This is a genomic window from Allobosea sp. 05L423 (assembly GCF_056397745.1).
The window spans coordinates 82,531-101,537 of the sequence record NZ_JBFTOA010000012.1 but is presented as its reverse complement, the minus strand read 5'-3'; the positions used below and the strand labels follow the sequence as shown (position 1 = coordinate 101,537).

At 68.9% G+C, this 19,007-nt stretch carries 11 protein-coding genes; 6 read left to right on the top strand and 5 right to left on the bottom strand.

Features of this window, described 5'->3' with window-relative positions:
* Positions 1 to 57: 57 nt before the first annotated feature.
* Positions 58 to 5,331 (bottom strand): alpha-2-macroglobulin family protein, encoded by a 5,274-nt coding sequence (locus AC1DNE_RS21980; protein ID WP_476766957.1) that lies wholly within the window; start codon positions 5,329 to 5,331, stop codon positions 58 to 60.
* Between the two features lie 241 nt (positions 5,332 to 5,572).
* On the opposite strand from AC1DNE_RS21980, the gene AC1DNE_RS21975 reads away from it, so the two are divergent.
* From AC1DNE_RS21975 to AC1DNE_RS21960, 4 genes are all read left to right on the top strand, one after another.
* The gene (locus tag AC1DNE_RS21975; RefSeq protein WP_476841189.1) at positions 5,573 to 7,024 is read left to right on the top strand and encodes a peptidoglycan-binding protein; all 1,452 of its coding nucleotides are present in this window, start codon (positions 5,573 to 5,575) and stop codon (positions 7,022 to 7,024) included.
* Between the two features lie 259 nt (positions 7,025 to 7,283).
* Positions 7,284 to 8,279, top strand: coding sequence for a tripartite tricarboxylate transporter substrate binding protein (locus AC1DNE_RS21970; RefSeq protein WP_476766955.1), 996 nt, complete (start codon positions 7,284 to 7,286; stop codon positions 8,277 to 8,279).
* Positions 8,280 to 8,436: 157 nt separating this feature from the next.
* Entirely contained in the window at positions 8,437 to 8,928 is a 492-nt protein-coding gene (locus AC1DNE_RS21965) for a tripartite tricarboxylate transporter TctB family protein (protein ID WP_441472329.1), read from the top strand.
* A gap of 13 nt (positions 8,929 to 8,941) precedes the next feature.
* Positions 8,942 to 10,447: a tripartite tricarboxylate transporter permease gene (locus AC1DNE_RS21960; RefSeq protein ID WP_441472330.1), complete on the top strand. Its 1,506-nt coding sequence runs from the start codon at positions 8,942 to 8,944 to the stop codon at positions 10,445 to 10,447.
* Between the two features lie 129 nt (positions 10,448 to 10,576).
* Here AC1DNE_RS21960 and AC1DNE_RS21955 read toward each other — a convergent pair whose 3' ends face one another.
* A complete protein-coding gene (locus AC1DNE_RS21955) occupies positions 10,577 to 11,323 on the bottom strand; it encodes an enoyl-CoA hydratase-related protein (RefSeq protein WP_476766954.1) in 747 nt (248 codons plus the stop codon).
* Positions 11,324 to 11,510: 187 nt separating this feature from the next.
* Here AC1DNE_RS21955 and AC1DNE_RS21950 point away from each other — a divergent pair, with 187 nt between their 5' ends.
* Together AC1DNE_RS21950 and AC1DNE_RS21945 are read left to right on the top strand one after the other, a co-directional pair.
* Complete coding sequence (locus AC1DNE_RS21950) at positions 11,511 to 13,583, top strand: 3-hydroxyacyl-CoA dehydrogenase NAD-binding domain-containing protein (protein WP_441472332.1); 2,073 nt, start codon at positions 11,511 to 11,513, stop codon at positions 13,581 to 13,583.
* A gap of 173 nt (positions 13,584 to 13,756) precedes the next feature.
* Complete coding sequence (locus tag AC1DNE_RS21945; protein ID WP_441472333.1) at positions 13,757 to 14,827, top strand: DUF808 domain-containing protein; 1,071 nt, start codon at positions 13,757 to 13,759, stop codon at positions 14,825 to 14,827.
* A gap of 110 nt (positions 14,828 to 14,937) precedes the next feature.
* On the opposite strand, the gene AC1DNE_RS21940 is transcribed toward AC1DNE_RS21945, so the two are convergent.
* The 3 genes from AC1DNE_RS21940 to AC1DNE_RS21930 form a co-directional block, all read right to left on the bottom strand.
* Positions 14,938 to 15,630: a nitroreductase gene (locus AC1DNE_RS21940; protein ID WP_441472334.1), complete on the bottom strand. Its 693-nt coding sequence runs from the start codon at positions 15,628 to 15,630 to the stop codon at positions 14,938 to 14,940.
* A gap of 77 nt (positions 15,631 to 15,707) precedes the next feature.
* Positions 15,708 to 17,093 carry an FAD-binding oxidoreductase gene (locus tag AC1DNE_RS21935; RefSeq protein WP_441472335.1) on the bottom strand — a complete coding sequence of 462 codons (1,386 nt, stop codon included), beginning with the start codon at positions 17,091 to 17,093 and terminating at the stop codon, positions 15,708 to 15,710.
* A 19-nt stretch (positions 17,094 to 17,112) separates the two neighbouring features.
* Positions 17,113 to 18,822, bottom strand: a complete 1,710-nt coding sequence (locus AC1DNE_RS21930; protein ID WP_441472336.1) for a lysine--tRNA ligase — start codon at positions 18,820 to 18,822, stop codon at positions 17,113 to 17,115.
* Positions 18,823 to 19,007: the final 185 nt, after the last annotated feature.

Sequence of the window (19,007 nt, the reverse complement as noted above, 5' to 3'; positions counted from 1 at the left end):
CGGGTCTGCGCTTCGCTTCGCCCGAGAATAACGGGCGGTCTGGTCCGGGGCCGGTCATCACCGCGCCGAACTGATCTCCACCGTGCCGAAGCCCGTGCGGCCGAAGCGGTCCGGCCGGTACATGTCTTCGATCACGGCGGCGGGCGAGACGTAGCGGCCGGGCGAGACCGCTCGCGCGATATAGGCGACGGTGTAGGAGAGCTTGTCGCCCTTCGAGCCCGAGCGCTCGAAGGCCGCGACATAGCGGTCGTCGCGCGCTTCGGTATGCACCGGCGAGACCTCCTGCTTCAGCCAGTCGAGCCCGGCGACCGAGGCGCCCTCCGTCAGGTTGGCGTTCTCGATCTCCAGCCCGGCCGGGACGGGATCGACCAGCAGCAGCCGGCCATAGCGCGGCGCGCCTTCCGTCACGGTCAGCGCCACGACATAGCGCTCGTTCTGGCGCAGGCGCGCGGGATCGGCCCGCTCGCCCTTCATCGTGTAGATCACGCGCTCCAGCCCGAAACCCTGGTTCAGCGCTGGCTCGGGCGCGGTCGGGATGCCCGCCACGGTGATGACGGCCTGTGCGCTGGCCGCGCCGGGATTGGCGATGGTGAGCGGCTTCGCCTCCAGTGCCCCGGCGGGAATCGTGCGGTAGAGGGCGCCCTTGCGGGCCGCGCCGTCGACGGTCAGCGTCATGCCCTCGGCGTCCTTGGCCATGGCCTGCGCCGCCAGCACCATCCACATCTGCTCCTGCGTCGAGGTGTAGCTGTAGCGGGCGCTGTTGCGGGTGGCGTCGAGGATCGAGACCGCGCGCGTGATGTCGGCGCGCTCGCCATTCGACTCGGCGATCAGCGCGAGCACGCCGGCGCCGTCGCGCAGGCGCGAGCCGTAATCGGGCCGCGACAGCCCGTCATCGCCTGCCTGCTGCAGCAGTGCGAGCGCGCTGCCGAAGGCGGCGCGGCCGCGCCCGCGATCGCCCAGCGCCGAGAGCGCGGCGCCGATCTGGGCGCGGGCGAGCGGCGTCGCGAAATCCCCGAGCTTGTTGTCGGCGAGATAGCGCAAATCGCCCATCACCGGCCGGCCGTTGCGGGCGAGCACATAGAGCGCATAGGCGATGCCGGCCGCCTCTTCCTTGTTGATCTCGCTGGTGTTGACGACCTGGTTGCGCAGGCGGTCGAGCGCGAGATTGAAGGCGATCTGCGGCACGGCGAACTGCTTCTCGCGGGCGCGCGTCAGGAAGTCCGCGACGAAGGCGTCGAGCCAGAGATCGTCGCCGCCGACGCCCCAGAGCCCGAAGGAGCCGTTGCCGCCCTGGCGGGCCAGCACGCGCTCGATCGCGTTGACGACGCGCTCGTCGGCCTTGTCGTCGAGCGCGAGCTGTTCCAGCGAGGCGAGCTGGTTGACCGCGAGCAGCGGTAGCGCGCGCGAGACGGTCTGCTCGGTGCAGCCATAGGGGTAGCGGTCGAGCGCTTTGAGCAAAGCGGGCACATCGAGCGAACCGAAGGGCGAGACGCTCACCGAGACCTGGCCGGAATTCGGCACGAGATCGGCCAGCAGGTCGGAAGAGACCGTGATCGCCCCGCCATTGCCGGGGATCGCGCGGACGACGCGGCGTGCGATGGTCGCAGCCGAGGGCTGCACGCGTACCGCGAGGTTCTGCACCGTGCCGATGCCGTTCGGCCCGCTGACCCGGACGTCGAACTCGGCGCGGCCGAGGCCCGCGGCGGTGACCGGGATCGTCATCTGCGTCTTGGCGCCGGCGCCGAGCTGCATGGTGCGGCGGGTGGCGTCGGCTGCGACGAGCACCGGGCCCTTCACGTCGAGATCGACGGTATAGGCGCCGGCGGGTCCCTCGACATTGTCGACCTGGAGATGGAAGCGCGACTGGTCGCCGATGGCGAGGAAGCGCGGCAGCGTCGCCTGCGCGACGATCTGGTCGCGCACGATCACGTCGGCGCTGGCCTGGCCGGTGCGGCCGGCCGACCAGGCGACGCCCATGACGCGGACCGAGCCGTTGAAGGCGGGCATGTCGAAATCGATCTTCGCCGTGCCGTCGGCCCCGACCTTGACCACGCCGGAATAGCGGGCGAGCGGCTCCTGCGTCGGCTTCTCGCCCTCGAGCTGCGGCGCAGCGTCGCCGCCGGTGCGGATCGCGCCGCGGGTGCCCTGCATGCCGTCGATCAGATAGCCGTAAAGATCCCGCAACTCATGGCCGAGCTGGCGCTGGCCGAAGAAGAACTTGCTCGGGTCCGGGCTCTCGTAGCGGGTGAGGTTGAGGATGCCGATATCGACGGCGGCCAGCGTGACGAAGGCATCCTCGCCCGGCTTCATGCCGGTCACTTTGACCGGCAGCGACAGCGTCGAGAGCGGGCGCACCAGCTGCGGGGCGCCGAGATCGACAGACAGCGTGCGCTGTTCCTTGCCGATCTGGAACCAGGCGAGGCCGATGGCGCGGCCGGGCAGGCGCTTGGCAGCGGTGTCCATCGGGCGATGGGCGAGCACGACGAGATAGGCGCTCGCACCCCATTCCGCCTTCACCGGGATCGAGGCGGTGGTGCCGCCATCAGTGATGTCGATGGTGCGGATATCCGCCACCTTGTCGGTGACGACGGCGAGTGTCGCCTTGCCGCCGAAGCGCGGCGAGAGGCGGACCTGAAGGCTCTCGCCATCGGCATAGGCGGCCTTGTCGAGCGCGACGTCGAGCACATCCGGCGTATCCGCCGTCTTGTCGCTCTCATAGCCGACGCTGAAGGAGACCGAGGTCTCGGCCGCCTCGTTGCCGTCGGAGGTCACGTCGAGCCGGTAATTGCCCCACTCGACCGGCGCGGCGATCTTGGCGCCGGCAGCTTCCGCCACCGCGATCTCGCCATCGGCGACGCGGCGGGTGGTCTTGATGCCCTCGTAGTTCCAGCGCCCGTCCTGGAAGAACCACTGGTAGTTGCGGCGTACCTTCGAGAGCACCCATTTCACATTCGCCCGGCTGATGCGCTTGCCGTCGCCGGTGGCCATGATGACTTCGAAATTTGCGGTCTGGCCGTTGCCGAGATCGCCGTCCCTGAACAGCTTCTTGACGCCGATGGCGGCGCCCTTGGGCACGATCGGCAGGGTGACGGAGCGGGCGATGGCGCGCCCGCCGGGCTCGCCGACGCGCACGGTCATCTCGACCTCGAGCGGGCGGTTGGTGTCGGGCTGCTGGACGGGGTTGGTGATCACCGCCTTGCCGGCGGCGTCCGTCTTGGCGCTCTCCTCGAACTCGCTCTGGACCGGCTCGAACGCCTCGTCGGTCAGGCCGACCTGATAGTCCTTGAAGCCGGGGATGGCGCTCGCCCCCGCCGCGCGGATCGTCATCGAGCCGGTGACGTCTAGCTCGGAACCCGGCGCGCCGTAGAGATAGCGCGCGGCGACGTTGAGCTCCGCCGGCTCGCCCGCCTGCAGGAGCGGCGTCTTGGGCGAGAGCGTCAGCTCCAGCCGCTCGGGCACATAGTCCTCGACGAGGAAGGAGGTCTCGCCGATCGCCTGCCCCTTCGGGTCGGAATAGGCGAGCACGCGCCAGGTGCCGGTCGCTGCGCCCGAAATCAGCGGGATCGAATGAGCACGCCCGCCGGCGCCCTGGTCCTCGACCTGGCGGCGGCGATACTCGACGCCATCAGGCCGCTTGACGACGATGGTCAGCGGTAGGCCGGTGATAGCGGCGCCCTTGGCGTCGCGCAGCAGGGAGGTGAGATAGACCGTCTCGCCCGAACGGTAGACGCCGCGCTCGGTGTAGAGGAAGGCGTCGAGCCCGCTGGGGGCGACGCGGCCTTTCACGCCACGGTCGGAGAGATCGAACGCGGTCTGCTTCAGGTCGAGGAAGCCGTAATCCTCGGCGAACGAGGCGGTGACGAGGCCGGGTGCATTGCCGCCCTGGCCCTTGGCGAGCCCTGCGTCGAAGCGGGCATAGCCGTTGCCGTCCGTCTTCGCCGTACCCAGCACCTCGTTGTTGCGGGCAATCAGGCGCAGTTCCGCATTGGCGACGGGCTTGGCATCGGCGAGCGAGCGGGCGAGCACATGCACGCCGTCGGCGCCGGTGAAGGAGGTCAGCCCGAGATCGGAAACGACGAACCACTGCGTCGCCCGCGTCGAGCCGTCGTCATAGGAATCGCCGTCGTCGCTGGCAGGCGCTGCCGCCGGCCCGCCCGCGGGCTTGGCGAACATCACATAGACGCCGGGCTTGAGCGCGCCCACGGCCTCGCCGACCGGGAAGGCGGTGACGACGTCCTGGTTGAGCTCGGACTTCACGTCCATCGTGCCGGTCCAGACGCTCTGGCCCTTATCGCCCGAGATCTGCTTTGCGGACCAGGAGCCGAGCTGGCCGAGGAAATCGTCGGAATGGACGGAGTTGATCAGGTTGCGGTCGCCGATCCGCATGACCTCGAGGTCGAGCTTGCCGGTGTTGACCGAGACCACCGGGATTCCCTGCTGGCCGCTGCGCGGCAGCACGTAGTTCTTGCCGGTGAAGCGCACGGAGGGCGTGCGGTCGCGGACATAGATCTCGTAATCGGCCGATTTCAGGAGGGTTTCGTCGGGAATGGCCGAGGGCACGCCCTGGCGGATGACGATGGCATAGCGCTCGCCATGCTTGAGCCCGTCGACGCAGATCTGGCGGTCCTCGGCGCTGACAGCGAAATCGCCCGATCCTTGCGCGTTCCTGCCGCCGGAAATCGCGACATAGGGCGCGAAATCGACGCGGCCGCGCGCCAAGGCTTCCGAGAACTCGAAGCAGGCGCGCGGGCTCGCGGCGTCGGAATCGGTCTTGTTGGAGATCAGACGGAAGCCGCGCTTCTCGCGCAGGCTCTCATAGGCTGTTTGCAGCGAGGCGTTGGCGGCAAGATCGAGGCTGAGGCGATAGGTGGTCAGCGCCGGGCGCCACAACTCGTTCTTTTCGAAGGTCTGGGCGAGCACGCCGAGCGAGGCCGCCTCGTCATTGCGCGTGGTCGCTCGGCTGTAGGCGAGATAGGCCGCGGCGATGGCGCGCTCGCGCAGCTCCCAGCGCTCGCGATAGTCGCGCGGCTCGATCGCGTTGGCGGCGCGCGCCATCAGGCGCCAGCCTGCGGCATTGCCGGCATCCGCGACGATCGCGGCATTGGCCTGGGGCAGCGCGGAGCGGGCATCGCCGCGGGCGAGCGCGATCTCGCCGGCGCGGACGGCGTCAGGGGCAGAACGATTCCCGGCGGCGACCTCGCGCTTCAGCCGCTCCTCCAGCCGCTGCCCGTCGGCGAGCAGGTCGTTGCGGACATAGGCCTTCTGGGCGAAGGCGGGCGCAGCCGAGAAGGTCAGGCAGAGGGCGAGCACGAGACGGGAAAGCAGGGTCATCGTCGTTCCTCTTCGTCGGCCTGTCCGCCAGGATCGGCGGCAAAGGCTTCAGGCCGATGACGGCGTGAGACGGGGCCGGCAGGCTATCACCGCGCCGTCGGCGTTCAAGTCATGCGAATGCAGGTTGCGCCGGCGGGACGCAAGTCGGCACAACTCGTATCGGACCTGCCTTGCCACGGTTGCGGCGCAGCGCGTTCTGACGCTCAATGCAGCCGCTCCGCCCCCGCTCGAGGACGAGATGATGCCCCGCGCCTGCCAGACCCATCTGCGAATCGGACGAGCCCGCGCCGCCGCGCTGGCGCTCGCGCTGCTGGGTGCGCCGCATGCGGACGCCTGGGCGCAAGCTCCGGGTGCGCAGGCGCAGGCTCCGAATCCGCAGATGGCGGCGGCGCAGGCGAACTTCGAGGCGATGCCCGAGGCCGAGCGCAAGGCGATCCAGAGCGACCTGATCTGGGCCGGCCAGTTCAACGGCGCGGTCAGCGGCGCCTTCGGCCCTCTGACCTTCCGGGCGATCAATACCTTCAAGGGCGCGCGTGGACTGGCCGACGGCGTGCTTCTTCCGACCGAGCGGGTCGCGCTCGCAAGGACTGCGCAAGCGGCGCGCGACCTGGCCGGCTTCCGCATCCTGGTCGATGAGAAGACCGGCGTGCAGATCGGCATCCCGACGAAGCTCCTCCCGAGACGGGATGCGACGCCTTCCGGCGGCAGTCGCTGGCAGAGCACCGACGAGAAAGTCACGCTCGACACCACCGCCTCGCCGCCAGGCGAAGACCTCGCCGCACTGTTCGAGAAGGCGACCGCCGTCAATCCGAACAGTCCCCGCAAGGTCACCTACAAGCTGCTCCGCCCGGATTTCTTCGTCGTCACCGGCGAGACGCCGACCGGGCGCTTCTATCGCCGGCTCTCGTCCGGGCCGCAGGGGCTGAGGGGGTTCTCGATCGGCTATGACAAGGCGCTGGCACCGACGGTCGACAAGCTGGTGATCGCGATCGCGGCGAGCTTCGAACCTTTCCCGACCGGGCCGCTTCCCGCGGCGCCCTCGGCCGTTGCAGGTGGAGCCGCCGCGCAGCCCGGGGTGTCGTCGCCGCTGCAGCCTGCGGCGCGAAGCAACGAGCGCTACGGCGTCGCGCTCATGCTCGACGAGCGGACGGCGCTGAGCGTAGCGCCGGCCGTCGACGCCTGTCGCAGCCTGCGTGTCGGCAATCGCGCTGCCAAGCTGCGCTTGAGGGACGACGCGAGCGGGCTCGTCCTGCTCGATCTCGACGGCGCTGGCGCCGCGAAGCCGACCGGCCTGCGCGCTGAGGCGCCGCGCGCCGATGAGGCGCTGGTGCTCGTCGCATACGGCAACGATGCCGGCAAAAGGGTTGCCGTGGCGCTGCCGGGGCAAAGCGTGCGGGCCGGCGGCAAGCCTGCATTGCGGGCGCCCTTGCAGCCCGGTCAGGCGGGCGCGCCGGCCTTCGACCGGCAGGGGCGCCTGGTGGGGATCGTGATCGACAACCCTTCCGACAAGGTCCTTATCGCCGGCGTCGCGCCGCAGCGCAGCTACGCGCTCGCCGACGCCGCGGCCATTCAGGCCATGCTCGGCAGGGCCGGCGCTTCGCTGCCGCCGGCTGCGGCCGGATCAGACCTCAGCACCGGCGCGGTGGTCGAGCGGGTCTCCAGCGCGGTCCAGCCCATCGTCTGCGGACTGTAGCCAAGCCGTCATTGCGAGGAGCGAAGCGACGAAGCAATCCAGGGAGACTGGGTGAGACGTTCGCGCAGTCTCCCTGGATTGCTTCGCTGCGCTCGCAATGACGGGTGGTGCAGATCGCAACAAGGCGTGCCGCATCGGCCAAAATGAGAGGTTGTCACCCGCCGCGTGATCGGCTCAGATGGCCCGTCATATCAAGGGAGCCCCGTCGCGGACGAGGAGCGCCCAGGCACTAAATCGATTTAGCGGGAGGAACTGGGGAATGACCGATTTCATCGACAGGCGTAGTGTGCTCAAGGGCGCGGCCGCAGCCGGCGCTGCCAGCCTGATTGCGGCGCCCGCGATCGCGCAGGCGAATTATCCCTCGCGGCCGATCACCCTGATCTGCCCCTGGGGTGCCGGCGGCGGCACGGACGCCACGGCGCGCATCGTCGCGCAGCTTCTGGAGAAGGACCTCGGCCAGCCGGTCAACGTCGTCAACCGCACGGGCGGTTCCGGCGTGGTCGGTCATTCCGCCATCGCGACGGCGGCGCCGGACGGCTACAATATCGGCATGCTGACGGTCGAGATCGCCATGATGCACCATCAGGGCCTGACCGATCTCAAGTCGACGAGCTACACCTCGCTCGCGCTGATGAACGAGGACCCGCCAGGCGTGCAGGTCTCGGCCTCCGGCCCGTACAAGGACATCAAGGCGCTGGCCGACGCGATCAAGGCGGCGCCTCCCGGCAAGCTCAAGGCCTCCGGCACCGGCCAGGGAGGCATCTGGCATCTCGCTCTGATCGGCTGGCTCGTTTCCATGGGCCTGAAGCCTGACCATGTCGCCTGGGTGCCGTCGAACGGCGCGGCGCCGGCGATGCAGGACCTCGCTGCCGGCGGCCTCGACATCGTCACCTGCTCGGTGCCCGAGGGACGGGCGATGATCGATGCCGGCAAGGCGAAGTCGCTGGCGATCATGTCTGACGCGCGCAACCCGCAGTTCAAGGACGTGCCGACGCTGAACGAGACGCTCGGCGTCAACTACTCGATCGGCGCCTGGCGCGGTATCGGCGCGCCGAAGGGGCTGCCCGCCGAGCTCCAGTCCAAGCTGACGGCCTCGCTGAAGAAGGCCTTCGAGTCGAAGGACTATCAGGACTTCATGAACGCGCGCGGCTTCGGCATGAAGTTCGCGGACGGGCCGGGCTTCGCTTCCTTCATGGCCGAAAGCGACAAGTCGATGGCCTCCGCCATGAAGGCGGCGGGGCTCGCCAAGGGCTGAGCTTACAAGCACAGGTCGTCCCGGGCGACCGAAGGGAGACCCGGGACCCATTCCTGAACCTTGATCGGAAACGCTCCGGCATGGATCCCGGGTCAAGCCCGGGATGACGGAGCGTTTCCGTGCAACCCCGAAAGCGCGAGTTGCGGGACGCTCCAGCATGTTGTTGTCAGATCGTATTTCCGGCTCCGCCCTCGCCGCGCTGGGGGCCGTCGCCTTCGTCTATGGCTCACGATTGCCGCCCGTTCCGGGCCAGCAGGTCGGCCCGTCCGCCTTTCCCATGGTCGTCGGTGCGGGCCTCGTACTCTGCGGCGGCTTGATCGTCTTCGGCATCGGCCGTCATTTCGAGGAAGTCGCCGAGGCCGATGTCGTCAGCCATGCGACGCCTGAGGAGCTGGCGCCGCTGCCGGCCTGGCGCAACTGGCTGGCCCTGCTGCCGCCCGCGCTGCTTGCCTTCTACGCGCTCGTCTCCGAGACGCTCGGCTTCCTGCCGACGGCCGCGATCATGGTGCTCGTCGCGAGCCTCGCCTTCGGCGCGAAGCCGAAGCTCGCGGTGCCGCTCGCGATCATCGCGCCCTTCGCGATCAACCTGATCTTCCTGAAGCTGCTGCGGGTGCCGCTGCCCGGCGGCATCCTGCCCTTCCCCTGGTGAGCGAGGCCTGACGATGGACACCGTCATCAAGGCCTTCGGGCTTGTCTTCCAGTTCGACGTGATGATCGCTCTCGTCGCCTCGGCCTTCTACGGGCTGACGGTCGGCGCGCTGCCCGGTCTCTCCGCCACCATGGCGACGGCGCTGCTCGTGCCCGTCACCTTCTACCTCTCGCCGATCGCGGCGGTGGCGACGATCATCACGGCCTCGGCGATGGCGATCTTCTCCGGCGACATTCCGGGCTGCCTCTTGCGCATCCCCGGCACGCCGGCTTCCGCCGCCTATACCGACGAGGCCTATGCGATGACGCGCAAGGGCCAGGCGGAGACGGCGCTCGGCATCTGCCTGTGGTTCTCGGCGCTCGGCGGCATCGCCGGCACGCTTTCGCTGATGCTGATCGCGCCGCTGCTCGCCGAGATGGCCTTGTCCTTCTCGACCTACGAGAACTTCTGGCTCGCCATGCTCGGCCTGATGTGCTCGACGCTGGTGGCGCGCTCCTCGCCGATCAAGGCGATCGCGGCGATGCTGCTCGGCCTGCTCATCACCTGCATCGGCATCGACAACCCAGGCGGCGTGCCGCGCTTCACCTTCGGCTCGACCGACCTGTTGGGGGGTATCGAGCCCATCCCGGCGCTGGTCGGCGTCTTCGCGCTGGCCGAGGTGATGCGGGCGCTGACCGAGCGCGAGCCGCCGAAGATCGAGAACCGCCGCCTCGGCTCGATCCTCAAGGGCCAGTGGCAGCTCACCAAGGAATATCCCAAGCAGCAGACGCGCGGGAACATCGTCGGCATCATCATCGGCGTGCTGCCGGGCGCCGGCGCCGACATGGCGGCCTGGGTCAGCTATGCGATGTCGAAGCGCTTCTCGAAGACACCGGAGAAGTTCGGCACCGGCCACCCGGAAGGGCTGATCGAGGCCGGCGCCTCCAACAACGCCTCGCTGGCCTCGGGCTGGGTGCCGGCGCTGCTCTTCGGCATTCCCGGCGACACCATCACCGCGATCGCCATCGGCGTGCTCTACATGAAGGGGCTGAACCCGGGGCCGACGCTGTTCACCACGCAGGCCGAGAGCATGTATGCGCTCTACATCATCTTCATCCTCGGCAACATCATCATGATCCCCTTCGGCATCATCATGATCCGGTTGGCGAGCAAGGTCGTCGGCGCGCCGCGCTCGGCGGTGATGCCGGTGATCATGATCTTCTGCGCCGTGGGTGCCTTCGCGACGGCGGGCAACAACCTGTTCGCGGTCTGGTGCGTCGCCTTCTTCGGCCTGTTCGGCTTCGTGATGGAGAAGAACGGCTATCCGGTCGCGGCGATGGTGCTTGGCATCGTCATGGGCACGATGGTGGAGCAGAGCTTCGTGACCTCGCTGATCAAGTCCGATGGATCGGTGCTGCCCTTCTTCGACCGGCCGGTCTCGTCGGTGCTGGCGGCGATGACCTTCGCCGCGCTGCTCTGGCCGGTCTTCTCCTGGACGCGCGACTGGCTGAGAGGGCGCGGCCGGACGGTGGCGGCCTGAGGAGGCGGCAGCAAATCATTCGCGGGCGACCGCAGGGTCGACCCGAGAATCTCAGGCCGCGAAAGCTCCCCGGAGCGCTCTTCGGCGGGAGATGCTCGGGTCAAGCCCGAGCATGACGAGCCTTGCGGCTCACTTCTTCAGGAACGCGGCGAAGGCCGCCATCGCCTCCGGCGAGCGCAGGCGCTCGCCGAAATGGCGGGCTTCCGTCGCGATGGTTTCGGCCACGGCCTCGGCCGAGCCGCGCTTGAGCAGCATCTTGGTGAGCGCGAGCGATTCCGGCGGGAGAGCCGCCAGCGCCTTGGCTTTGGCAAGTCCGGCTTCCAGTGCCGTGCCGTCCTCGACCACGGCGTTGACGAGGCCGGCGGCAGCGGCGGCCTCCGCATTGAAGGCCTCGCCCAGCATCAGCAACTCGGCCGCCTTCTTGGAGCCGGCGACGAGCGGCAGCAGGTGGCTCGATCCGCCCTCGGGCGAGAGGCTGAGCGTGACGAAGGGCAGGCGGAAGGTCGCGGAGCGGGCGGCGAAGGCGAGGTCGCAATGCAGCAACATCGTCGTGCCGATGCCGACGGCGAAACCTTCCACTGCCGCGACGATCGGCTTCCGGGCGGTCGAGATCACCTCGAGGAAGTCGATGGCGACGCGCGGGCCTTCGCCGGAGGCGGCGGCGATGGCGAAATCCTTGATGTCATTGCCGCTGGTAAAGCAGCCGCCGGCGCCCGTCAGCAGGATGGCGCGGATCGAGGCGTCGGCTTCGGCGGCGCCGATCGCCGCGATCAGCCCGGAGTAACTGGCGCGGTCGAGCGCGTTCTTGCGGTCGGGCCGGTTCATGGTGATCTGCACGACGCCAGCTGCGACGGTTTCGCTCAGCACTTCGCTCATCGGTCCGCTCCTGATGGAGGTGTCGGGATGGCATGGCCTTTCGCAAGGGGTCAAGCGAGGCCGGATGCGTCTTTCGTCACCGCCCCGAGCTTGACATCGCGCCGGCCGGGTTCTCCCTAACCGTATGGACGCTTCGCTGCCTTGCTGCGAGTCGGGGCGCGCGGGACAGGGATTGCGGAGGCCGTCGATGACGAAGGTTCAGCTTGAGGTGCGCGGCCGAGTCGCGCTCGCCACCATCGACAATCCCCCGGTCAACGCACTCGGTGCTGCGGTGCGCGAGGGGCTCGCGGCCGCAATCGAAAGGGCAAATGCCGACGCTTCGGTCGTCGCGATCGTGATCGCGTCCGCTGGCAAGGCTTTCATCGCCGGCGCCGATATCAGCGAGTTCGGCAAGCCGCCGGCGCCGCCGCTGCTGCCCGATCTGCTCGATGCGATCGAGGCCTCGGCCAAGCCGGTCGTCGCCGCGATCCAGGGCGTGGCGCTCGGCGGCGGGCTGGAGGTGGCGCTCGCCTGCCATGCCAGAATCGCGCTGCCGGCCGCGAAGCTCGGCCTGCCGGAGGTCAAGCTCGGCCTCATCCCAGGCGCCGGCGGCACGCAGCGCCTGCCGCGGCTGATCGGCGCGGCGCGCGCCTTTCCGATGATGCTCTCGGGCGAGCCGCTCTCGGCCGGCCAGGCGCTCGAATACGGGCTGCTGGACGAGGTCGTCTCCAGCGATCTCGTCGCGGGCGCGGTCCGGCTGGCCGAAGGGCTGGCGGCGGAGGGCCGCCGCCCGGTGACGAGCGCGGCGACAGGCGAACTGACCGAGGCCGATCGCGAAGCCTTCGAAGCACTCGCCAAGGACGCCCTGAAGAAGGCCGACGGCATGCCGAACGTGCCCGCGCTGGTCGAGGCGGTGCGGGCCGCCTTCGACCTGCCCTTCGCCGAGGGTGCGGGCGTCGAGCGCAGGCTCTTCCTCTCGCTGATCGCCGATGAACGCTCGAAGGCCCTGCGCCATGTCTTCTTCGCCGAGCGCGAGGTCGCGAGGGTGCCGGGCATCGGGCCGGATGTGAAGCCGCGCGAGATCGCCCGCGCCGCGGTGATCGGCGCGGGAACGATGGGCGGCGGCATCGCCATGTGCTTCGCCAATGCCGGCATCCCGGTGACGCTGATCGAGACCACGCAAGCTGCACTCGACAACGGCATCAATCGCATCGGTGCGATCTACGACATCTCGGTGTCGCGGGGCTCGCTGGCACCTGAAGCGAAAGCCCGGCGCATGGCGTTGATCAGGCCGGCCGTCGGCATCGCCGCCGCGGCGGGTGCCGATATCGTCATCGAGGCCGCCTTCGAGGAGATGGGCGTCAAGCAGCAGATCTTCGGCGAGCTCGACAAGGTCGCCAAGCCCGGCGCCATCCTCGCCAGCAACACCTCCTATCTCGACGTGCCCACCATCGCGGCGGCGACCAAGCGGCCGCAGGATGTACTCGGCATGCATTTCTTCAGCCCGGCCAACGTCATGAAGCTGCTGGAAATCGTCAGGCCGAAGGGCGTGGCGGACGATGCGGTCGCGACCGCGGTCGCGCTCGGGCGCAAGCTGGGCAAGGTGCCGGTCGTGGTCGGCAATGGCTTCGGCTTCGTCGGCAACCGCATGCTGGAGCAGCGCACCCGCGCCGCAGAGCGTCTGCTGATTGCGGGCGCACTGCCGCATGAGGTCGATGCCGCGCTCGTCGGCTTCGGCTTCAAGATGGGCCCCTTCGCCATGGCCGATCTCGCCGGCAACGATATCGGCTGGCGCTCGCGCAAGGCGCGCGGCCTCAAGGCCCCCGTGGCGGATGCGATCTGCGAGGCTGGCTGGTTCGGCCAGAAGACCGGGCGCGGCTATTACATCTATCCGCAAGGCGCGCGCGCCGGCCAGCGCTGCCCCGAGGTCGAGGCGCTGATCGCCCGCATCTCGGCCGAGCGGGGCGTGACGCGGCGCAGCTTCACCCAGGAGGAGATCCTGGCGCGGCTGCTCGATCCGATGGTGAACGAGGGCGCGCGCATCCTGGAAGAGGGCATCGCGGCGCGGCCGGGCGACATCGATGTCGTCTGGATCAACGGCTACAACTGGCCGGCCTGGCGCGGCGGGCCGATGTTCTGGGCCGATACGGTGGGGCTCGACGTCATCGCGAAGCGGCTGGAAGCGCAGGCGGCCGAGACCGGCGACAAGGCGCTGCAGCCGGCCCCGCTGCTGAAGCGCCTCGCCGCCGACGGCAAGGGCTTCGCCAGCCTGAAGGGCTGAGTCGGATTGCGGCTCGTCATGCTCGGACTTGATCCGAGCATCTCTCCGACGAGAGGCTCCGGGAGCCTCCTCTGCGTGAGATCCTCGGGTTTGTGCTGGGCTCCGCCCGAGAATGACGGCTCGCGGAAAGCGGGCTAGGGTCGCGACCGTTTGCATCATCTCAGGAGAGGCGATTGGCTTCGGGTCTGTTCGCGCTGCTCGACGACGTCGCCGGCATCGCCAAGGTCGCGGCGGCGTCGGTCGACGATGTCGTGGCCCAGGCCGGAAAGGCGGGGGTCAAGGCGGCGGGCGTCGTCATCGACGATGCGGCGGTGACGCCCCGCTATGCCGTGGGCTTCGCGGCCTCGCGCGAGCTGCCGATCATCTGGCGGATCGCGCTGGGCTCGCTGCGCAACAAGCTCATCTTCCTGCTGCCGGGCGCGTTGGTGCTGGCGCTGGTCGCGCCCTGGGCGATCACGCCGCTCTTGATGGCCGGCGGCGCCTTTCTGTGCTTCGAGGGCGCCGAGAAGGTGCTGGAGCTGATGCTGCCGCATGGCGCGCATGGCGCCGCGAAGGCGGGCGAGACGGCGGGAGATCCTGCGGCCCTCGAACAACAGAAGGTCGCCGGTGCGATCAAGACCGACTTCATCCTCTCGGCCGAGATCATGGCGATCACGCTCGCCGGCGTCTCCGACCAGTCGTTCTGGATGAAGGCGGCGGTGCTCGCCATCGTCGGCATCGGCATCACCGTTGCCGTCTATGGCGTCGTCGCGCTGATCGTGAAGGCGGATGATGTCGGCGTTGCGCTTGCCGCCAACCAGCGCCCCGGCACGAGCCTGCTGGGCCTCAGGCGGCTGGAGCCGGGCGAAGCGGGCGGGCTCGACCGTGCGCTGCGCTGGCTGACGCAGCCGCTCGGGCGTGGCCTCGTGCGCGGCATGCCCACTTTCCTCAACCTGCTCGGCGCAGTCGGCACGGCGGCGATGCTCTGGGTCGGCGGCGGCATCATCATCCACGGGCTGGAGGGTTACGGCCTCTCAGGCCTCGGCCACGGCGTCCATGACCTTGCCGTGGCTGCCGGCCGCGCCTTGCCACCTGCAATCGCCGCGATTGGCGAATGGCTGGCCGGTGCGGCGCTGGCGGCCGTCTTCGGGCTGGTCGTCGGCGGCATCGCGATCGTCGCGATGCGCTGGCTGGTCGGGCCGCTGCTGAAGCTCTTCCGGAAGGATGCCGACAAGCCCGTGCACGATGGCGGGCGCGGCTCGTAGCCCGTCATGCTCGCCCTCGTGGCGAGCATCCACGTCTGAACACCGCCCTCGCCGAAGGAAGGCGTGGATGGCCGGGACAAGCCCGAGCATGACGAGCGTTTGACCCAGCCTCAATCCAGCCAACTGGTGAAGGCTTCGACCGGCTCGCGTTCGGGCACCAGCCGGTTGGCCGGGGCATCGGGATCGGCCTTGCCGATGGCGATGCCGCAGACCACGATCTGGTTGTCGGGGATGGCCAGTTCGCGCCGCACGATCGGGTGGAACTGCGCGAAGATCGCCTGCGGGCAGGAATCGAGGCCGTGGCCCTGCGCGGCGATCAGCAGGTTCTGGATGAACATGCCGAGGTCCAGCCAGGAGCCGATCTCGAGATCGCGGTCGATCGTCAGCATCAGCGCCACCGGCGCATCGAAGAAGCGTAGATTGGCGGCGGTCTGCCGCTTCATGCCCTCGGTATCGCCCTTCACCACGCCGAGCAGGCCGTAGAGATCCCAGCCGACCTTGCGGCGGCGCGAGAGATAGGGCTCGCGGAAGCGTTCGGGATAGTAGCGGTACTCCTCGACACCCGGCCGCTCGCCGGCTTCGAGCGCCGCGAGCAGCGCAGCCTCAAGCCGTGCCCGCGTCTGCGGGCCGATCACCCTGAGCTTCCAGGGCTGCATGTTGGTGCCGGAAGGGGCCTGCGCTGCCAGATCGATGAGGCGGCGCAGCAGTCCGGGGTCTACCGGATCGGGCAGGAAGGCGCGGATGGCGCGGCGTGTGCGGATTGCGTGCTCGACGGCTTCGATAGGCGTCATCTCGTCGATCATGCTCCGCTCCCGGCCCGCGCTCTCCCTTGCGTTCTGCCAGAGCCGCCGGCCGGGCGCCATAGACCGATAGTTGCCGGTCAGGCCGGCAGGATGCGCCCGCGGTTGAGAATGTTGCCCGGGTCGAGCGTCCGCTTCAGCGTCGTCATCAGGGCGAGCTCGGCATCCGAGCGGCTCATGCCGAGATAGGGCCGCTTGAGGATGCCGACGCCATGCTCGGCCGAGATGCTGCCGTGTTTCTCGCGGACCAACTCGTAGACGATATCGGCGAAGCCGGAGAGATCCGCAGTCTCGTCATGAACAGACAGATGCAGGTTGCTGTCGGCGAGATGACCGAAGACGATGGGGAAGGCCGTGCCGCTGCGGGCCTTGACCCGCTGGCGCAGCAGCGCGACCGCATCCGCCATGGCGCCCAGGGGAATGCTGACGTCGAAATGGATGCCCGGCGGCAGGTCGCGGTAGAACTCGTAATTCGCCTCGCGATAGGCCCAGAAGCGCTGCCGGTCGCGGCCGGACTGGGCGATCAGGGCATCTTCCAGCAGGCCCTCCTCCGCCAGTTCGGCAAGCGCCTCGGCGAAGGTCTCCTCGCCGGTGGAGCCGGAGCCCATCGCGGCCTCGACGACGATCGTGACCTCGGGCTCCCCGGCAAAGGGAGCGGGCAGGCCGCCCTTTTCAATCGCGGCTTTCATGTATTCGGACCACATCGCCTCGAAGGCGAGCAGGCCGCCGCCGAGCCGCGCTTCGAGGCGGTTGAGCGCTGCGAGCGCGTTGCCGACGCTGCCGGCGGCGCAGAGCGCGGTCTGCACGCCGGTCACTGCCGGCTGCAGGGCGAGCAGCACGCGCGTGACGACGCCCAGCGTGCCTTCGCTGCCGATGAAGAGCTGCGTCCAGTCATAGCCGGCATTGTTCTTCACCACCTTCTTGAGATGGCCCACGATGCGGCCGTCGGCCATCACCGCTTCGAGGCCGAGCACGCTGCGCCGAGTCATGCCGTAGCGCAGGACCTGCACGCCGCCGGCATTGGTGGCGACATTGCCGCCGATGGTGCAGGTCCCGCGCGCGCCGAGATCGACGCCGTAGAGGAAGCCCGCTTCCGCCGCCTTTTCCTGCACGACCGCGAGCGGCGTTCCGGCGAGCACGGTCATCGTTCGCGTTACCGGATCGATGTCCTCGACGCCGCTCATGCGTTCGAGCGAGAGCGCGACTTCGCCTGCCTGCGGCGTGGCGCCGCCGGCAAGCCCGGTCATGCCGCCCTGCACGACGACGGGCAGCGAGAAACGCGAGCAGATCGCCAGCACCGCGGCGACCTCCTCGGTCGTCCGCGGGGCGACGAGGAGGGCCGGCAGACCCTCCGGCGTGTCGGAGGCGTCCTTGCGGTTGCGGGCGGGGATCGCCTCCCCGCTGCGCAGGTCGCCGGGGCCGACCACCTCCGCCAGCGCCGCGAGCGCGTCGTCGGGAAGGATCATGGCAGGCTCCGTAGGCTCGTCAGTCGGCTTTGCGCGCCGCGAGGAAGGCGGCGTGTTCCTTGACCAGATCGCCGGCCAGCGCCTTGGCGATCAGGGCGCGGGTGTTGGGCAGGCCGTAGATCGCCGCGAAGGAGCCGAAGCGCGGGCCCTGATCCTCGCCGAACATCACCTGGTAGATCGCCTTCCACCAGTCGCCGGAGACGCCCGGACGCTCCGGCGTCGCGTTCTTGGCGGTGAGGTTCTGGTAGCGCGGAATGGCGCGCGCAACATCCAGCGCCGTGTCCTGCACCATCTCGGGCGTGGGATCGGCCGGCAGGGCTGCCAGCGCGGCGTCCAGCTTGGCGAAGGCGTCGCGCTCGACCTCGTCGGCCGGGCGGTAGTTCTTCGCCGGCTTCACGAAGTCGCGGAAATAGGCGATCGCGTAGCCGACCAGCGCATCGAGGCGCGGATGGGTTTCCGGCGACATGCCGGGCGCATAACGCTGGAGGAAGCCCCAGAGCACGGCCTTGTCCTCGGAGTTCGCGACGGCGACGAGGTTCATCAGCAGGCCGAAGGTGACCTGCGTCCTCACCGCGTTGTCGCCCTCGCCGGAGGCGATGACTTCCGGCGCAGGCGGGTTGCCGTTGTGAATGTGCCAGACCGGGTTGCCCAGGCGGTTCTTCCAGTCCTGCTTCTCATAGCCGTTGAGGAACTGGAGATACTCGTCGACCGCGCGCGGGATCACGTCGAAATGCAGCTTCTTGGCCTCGCGCGGGCGCTGGAACATGTAGAGCGCCAGGCTCTCCGGCGGGCCGTAGGTCAGCCATTCCTCGATCGTCAGGCCGTTGCCCTTCGACTTCGAGATCTTCTGGCCCTGCTCGTCCAGGAAGAGCTCGTAGTTGAAGCCTTCCGGCGGCGTGCCGTCGAGCGCGCGGGCAATCTGCGAGGAGACCTTGACCGAGTCGATCAGGTCCTTGCCGGCCATCTCGTAATCGACGCCGAGCGCGACCCAGCGCATCGCCCAGTCCGGCTTCCACTGCAGCTTGACGTTGCCGCCGGTGACCGGGGTGACGAAGCGTTCGCCGGTTGCCGGATCGGCCCAGGCGATGGTGCCGGCCTCGACATCGACCTCGTCGATCGGCACTTGCATGACGACGCGCGTCTTCGGGTGGATCGGCAGGAAGGGCGAATAGGTCGCGGCCCGCTCCTCGCGCAGCGTCGGCAGCATGATCTTCATCACCGCATCGTAGCGGGCGAGCATCTTGAGCAGCGTCGCGTCGAACTCGCCGGCGCGATACGAGTCGGTCGAGGACTTGAACTCGTAGTCGAAGCCGAAGCTGTCGAGGAAGGCGCAGAGCCGCGCGTTGTTGTGGCGGCCGAACGAGCTGTGCGTGCCGAACGGGTCCGGCACCTCGGTCAGCGGCTTGCCGAGATTGGCGGCGAGCACATCCTTGTTCGGCACGTTGTCCGGCACCTTGCGCAGGCCGTCCATATCGTCCGAGAAGGCGATGAGACGCGTCGGGATGGTGTTGCCGGTCAGCACGCGGAAGGCGTGGCGCACCATCGAGGTGCGGGCGACCTCGCCGAAGGTGCCGATATGCGGCAGGCCCGAGGGGCCGTAGCCGGTTTCGAAGATCACCGATTTCTTGCCGGATTTCTCGATGCGGGCCACGAGCTTGCGCGCCTCCTCGAACGGCCAGGAGGCCGAACGCTGGGCGGCGTCAACGAGGGCTGCGTCGAAGGCGGGCATGAGGGGCGGTGTCCTCTCCTGAACGGGAAAACCATATCGCAAAAGCGAAAGAGGGGCTTTCGCAGATTGCGAAGGGCGCCGTCAATGCGCGAACACGGTTGAAATGCGGCAAACGAGGGTGCGGCCCCTCGCCGAAGCGGCTTGCCGGCTTGCCATGGCGGTATAGGGTCGCCGCTGCCATTTTT